The sequence below is a fragment of the Apilactobacillus timberlakei genome (genome assembly GCF_002993965.1).
Taxonomy (GTDB): domain Bacteria; phylum Bacillota; class Bacilli; order Lactobacillales; family Lactobacillaceae; genus Apilactobacillus; species Apilactobacillus timberlakei.
This window is the reverse complement of record NZ_POST01000012.1, coordinates 1-4,889: the sequence shown is the minus strand read 5'-3', so window position 1 is coordinate 4,889 and position 4,889 is coordinate 1. Positions and strand designations below refer to the sequence as shown.

The following is a 4,889-nucleotide window of genomic DNA, read 5'->3' as shown; positions in this document are numbered from 1 at the left end:
AGTGGTTGTAAATCAGCAGTAGGCGGCTCTAATTTAACGATTTTGGCTAAATACATAACACTAATATTACTAGCAATGCTCTTTTTGATATTTTGCATTAATTCAGAAAAATAATCTCTATTTTTTTCCATGCTTTTTTGACCTTTCTTGGCGTTTTTTAATTGCAGCCTTACGATTCTTCTCGTCTAATTTAGCTTTAGATTTTGCATCAGATGATCGCTGCTTTTTAATAGATTTTGCTTGTTCTTTTTTGTAAGCTGATAACTTTTTAAAGTTAATATCCATGGTTGGCGTATCTCCAGCCTGAATACTAGCTGAACCACTAGTCACAATCACATCATCAACAAATCCGGAGAGCTTATCTTCAATACGGAAAATACTACCAGTAGTAATTTTAGGATTAAATAAGATTGTTGCTTGATAAGTGTTTTTCGAATCGTCATCATCTGATAAATCAGGCGGTGTAATTAATCCAGTTTCAGGAACACATGTGTAGTTAACCTTTTTGTTTTTGGCAAACGACATAATTACTAACTTGCCATTTTGATAGAACATATCAGTTTTGCAATCCTTAGCAATATCACGAATACAGTTTAAAGGTTTCTTACGAGCGGTATAGCCATTGTAGTAAGGCCTATCGTAAACTAATTTCATTTTAGAAATATTAATGCCTGATTTAGTGGCCAGTTTTTTAATGATTGCTGAACCTTTAGTTCCAGGTTTAAAACTAATAAATTTATAAACGGTTTTAGTACGATAAGATTTCTTTTTATTCACTTCTTTATTGAAACGATTCTGTTTACCTTTTAGCTGAGTACGATAGGACTTAATATTATTTTCCATTTGTACATATCGACTATGCTTTTGATGTGTATTGGCTTTAGGATTAGCTTTTAACCATGCTTGCCTAGCTTCTCGTTGTTGTTTTTCATAGGCTCCTAGTTGCTTACGATATTGAAAACTATGATTGGCTGATTTAATTCTGATTTTCTTACTAGCAGCAACTTTAATAGCTTTTCCTGGATCCACCTTAGTACCATCTTGAATCACTAAATGTAAAATCCAATCACCAGAGTCGTTTTTCAATGGGCTGACTGAAGTTATTTTGGCAGTTAAAATATGAGCTACTGTATTTTCAGTCCAATCGGCATTAAAAAAGCCGGCATACATCGTTAATGTTTTGCCAGCTTTGAATTTATTTGCGGTTCTTTGTGTTAATCCATGAATAGTTATATCAGTATCGCTAGGGGTGTCTTGATTAGTAAAATTATATGTTACATCAATTTCGACATTCCGTTTTTCCAGATAGGTTGATACTAACGTGAACTTGCTATCTAAAACTAATTTTAAATAGAAGTGAACTAATTCCATGTATTATCACCGCCTACTTGCTTATCATTGCCATATTCATTGAAATCAACATCAGATGGATTTTCACTAACTGAGTCATCAACATCATTATCATCATTGGCATTATCAGTAGATATATCATCAGGCACTTCGTCCACATTTTTAATGTATAACTGAATGGAATCAGTAAAATTAAGTTTGCTGACTTCAGTTTCATTATTATCTTCATCAAACGGAACTAAGTCAACTAACGGTAATCGTGGATCAGTAATCGCATTCCATAATGGCTGTCCATAGACTAGTTTTTCACCCATCACAATAGGCACCATATTTTCATCATATAAATTGATATAGTAGCTATCATTCAATTTGTTGTAGTACAAATCTAAAGTGTAATCCGTATCATCAAATGTATAGTCAAATTGGCAAGGAATATCACTTAATTTAATATCAATATAATCATTTACGGCCATTTAATCACCACCTTAATAATATATTCTGGCACCCATTGGAATCTTACTAGCTGGATATGAATTTAATGATTCTACATGACTCAGAGAAGTGTTTTTAATACGTGCCACATGTAAATAGGTATAACCAGCTTTAGCAATTACATAATGGTGCTTAGTGCCACCTTTTTTATTCTTGCTCCCCTTTTTAGCTCCTTTATGACCAACATGTTTTTTACTACCTTTTTTCTTTTTAACATTAGATTCAAAGAATTTAGTTTCCGTTAAAGTTAATGATATATTAGCTGAATTCAAACCAGTGCCACCATCCATATATTCAAATGAAGGTGTAAAATCACTAATCTGCACGCTTTCTGAGTTAATATCTTTAGAATGGTAAATCAATGGAGTTCCATTATTGGACCAATACTTTAACTTCTGCACTTCTCGTCTAACTTCACGCATATCTTTGATGCTCATACCACCAATAACAGCATCAATAGGAATTGTATTTGCTCCCATTTGAGTAGTGGTACTCATATTCATACCATGTTCAACAGGCTTACTACTGATTTGTGGTGAAGTGGGATTAGATTGATTTTTAACGAATAACAAGACATAGCTATGTTCTGTTGATGGATTTTTAGGCATTAAAGTAGCGCTATGACTAGAAAATTCCTTATTATTTTTCATATTTTTAAGCGATTCACGTTTGTTAGTGTCAGCCTTGTTTTTCTGCATATTCACTTTTAAATGATCAATTTCTTTATTAGTTCTCATGATGGAATTAGAATGTGCTTTTCTAGCTCTGGTAACTGCAGGAGTGGCTTTCTTATGTGCTAATTTATTTAGTAGCTCTCGTGCATGATTACGCTGCTTATATAGTCTATCTAATTTAATTTTTAATTTATGTTGTGCAGTTTGCATGCTTTCAACTCCTTTATATTTATTTTTATGTATAAAAAAGAAGCTAGTCTTTAACTAACTTCTAATTTTTATCCTTTTTGCAATTGATTAAACGCCATCTTTTGCATTTCTTCTCTAACAATTCTTCTGAAATTGTTAGTAGTTTGTTGCAGTGCACCTTGATCAGCATTTCCATTAATGGTTATATTAACTTCCATGTTGACGTTGGGTTGAACAGGTTTAGTTTGCTTTTTATCAAAAATAGCATCACGTTTAGCAATTAAAGTATCACGTTGCTTTTTAGATTTTTGGCTGCTAGACCAACGTGCAAATGGAGATCTAGAATCAGCTTTTGCACGAGCATTAATTGCTTCACCAATCAATCTATCAGCACTAGGACGCTTAGGGTTAATTGCCACTTCAGGTTGTCCTGGAACTTCACCGAAGATGCCAGGTTTATTAGCCCAGCCACCATTAGCATAACCATGCCCTTGTCCTAAGAATGACAAATCTGGTCCATAACGATGCTTAGCATAATTTAAACCAGAAAAGATTGAAGCAAATCCATTGCTCCAACCACCTAAACCAGGTTTCGAGTAAGCTGAGAAAGTACCAGGCTTAACTTGCATTAATCCCATAGCACGTCCATCAGATAAGCCATCGGTTCCACCAACTGCATTAGGATTGCCACCTGATTCGGTATTAATTTGAGTTAATACTTTATTAATCATGCCACCACTAGTAGATAAATTAAGCATTCTTAAGGCTTTAGCAACATCTGGCTTCCAACGCTGTACTCCAGCTCCACCAGGATTGGCACTGCCACCACCATTTTGCTTAAAGAAGTCAACTGCCATTGTCTTAACTTTATCTAAAACACCATTACCAAAATCAGTTAAGAAAGGCGGTAATTTAGGAAGCTTCCCAAATGCATTCATGATTGTTCTAATAGGGTGTGCGATTGCACTTCCAACATCTTTGGCTTTATTCCAAGCCCAGCCAGCAGCACTCTTTGTTTTGTTCCATACAGAACTGCCTAAATGTTCGACTCCATGTAATGCTTTACCGCCAATATTTTCGGTACCATGAATAGCATGACCAACACCACTAGCAACTGCATGAGTTGCACTGCCTGCCATATTCTTGGCTCCATTTAACATGTTTCCAAAGAATCCAGTACCACCAGCAAAATGTTCAATCCCGTTCATATTCATGATGCTTTTGGTTTCTTTAGCATTCATTACTTCAGTACCGGCAGGCAGTATACCTCTCCAATTACGTTGCTTAGGCATAAATGCATGCCCAGTTGGCAAAATAGCCATTTCCTTGTTACCAGTTTCTGGTGAATCATTTCCATCATTCAGCATTGAGTAGGTAGGACGATTAATTGTCTTACGTCTAGTCCCAGTTGCAAAGTGAACTGGTTTTAGAGTACCAATGGTATGACCAGAACCACCTACATAACTAAGAACTTTATTGATTAAGCTACTACCAGCATTAATTATTCCAAATAGGTCATTAATACCACCAGCAACAATTCCCTTTAACCATTTAAAGCCTTGAGAAAATTGGTGTTGAACATCTCCCCAAATACTTGCAAAAAATTTACCAATTCCAGCAAACGGTGAGCGGATTACGTCCCAAATGCCTGATCCAATGCTCTTTAAATCTTTACCTAAGTTGGACCATTTTCCAGATATTAAGTCTGCTCCAACCTTAAATATTCCTCCAACAGTTTTGAAAACACCTTTGAATAAAGTATAAAGAAATGATCCAATGCCTCTAGCAGTAGCCTTGATGGCACTCATTGATACTTTAAATGCTATTTTTACACCACTAAATAGCCCTTTCAAAGGTTTCATTGCAAAATTAAAAACTTTAGAGAGCTTTTTGATATTGGATTGTCCTTTTTTTGTATTTAGTGCTTTTTGAAAGCTATTCCACCCATCAGTTACTGGTTTAAAAAGCTTTTTCATACCTCTAAATAACGATTTAAAAGGTTTAACTACTTGTTTTGTTGATTTACCAATCCATTTTTTAAACCTATTCCATTGTTTAACTATTGGATTAAAGACACCTTTTGGTAATGACTTTTGAATAGTTTGCCCAATTTTTTTACCAATTGAGCTTCCACCAATTCCACCAGCTGCACCGCCAATTAGCCCACCAATTCCAGTTCCTAAA

The 4,889-nt window shown here is 35.0% G+C and carries 4 protein-coding genes; all 4 read right to left on the bottom strand.

Going from position 1 to position 4,889, the window contains the following annotated elements; genetic code table 11:
- Positions 1 to 117: 117 nt before the first annotated feature.
- Positions 118 to 1,371: a hypothetical protein gene (locus C7N71_RS07920; RefSeq protein WP_105988554.1), complete on the bottom strand. Its 1,254-nt coding sequence runs from the start codon at positions 1,369 to 1,371 to the stop codon at positions 118 to 120.
- Positions 1,362 to 1,823 carry a phage baseplate plug family protein gene (locus tag C7N71_RS07915; protein WP_105988553.1) on the bottom strand — a complete coding sequence of 154 codons (462 nt, stop codon included), beginning with the start codon at positions 1,821 to 1,823 and terminating at the stop codon, positions 1,362 to 1,364. The genes C7N71_RS07920 and C7N71_RS07915 overlap by 10 nt, the downstream gene beginning before the upstream one ends.
- A gap of 12 nt (positions 1,824 to 1,835) precedes the next feature.
- Positions 1,836 to 2,726, bottom strand: a complete 891-nt coding sequence (locus C7N71_RS07910) for a phage baseplate protein (RefSeq protein ID WP_105988552.1) — start codon at positions 2,724 to 2,726, stop codon at positions 1,836 to 1,838.
- Between the two features lie 68 nt (positions 2,727 to 2,794).
- Positions 2,795 to 4,889 (bottom strand): transglycosylase SLT domain-containing protein (locus C7N71_RS07905; RefSeq protein WP_157944398.1); only part of this gene is annotated, 2,095 nt, incomplete at its 5' end.

Coding starts and splice junctions, on each gene's coding strand:
- C7N71_RS07910 (WP_105988552.1), bottom strand. CDS start 2,726: ATGCAAACTGCACAACATAAATTAAAAATTAAATTAGATAGACTATAT.
- C7N71_RS07915 (WP_105988553.1), bottom strand. CDS start 1,823: ATGGCCGTAAATGATTATATTGATATTAAATTAAGTGATATTCCTTGC.
- C7N71_RS07920 (WP_105988554.1), bottom strand. CDS start 1,371: ATGGAATTAGTTCACTTCTATTTAAAATTAGTTTTAGATAGCAAGTTC.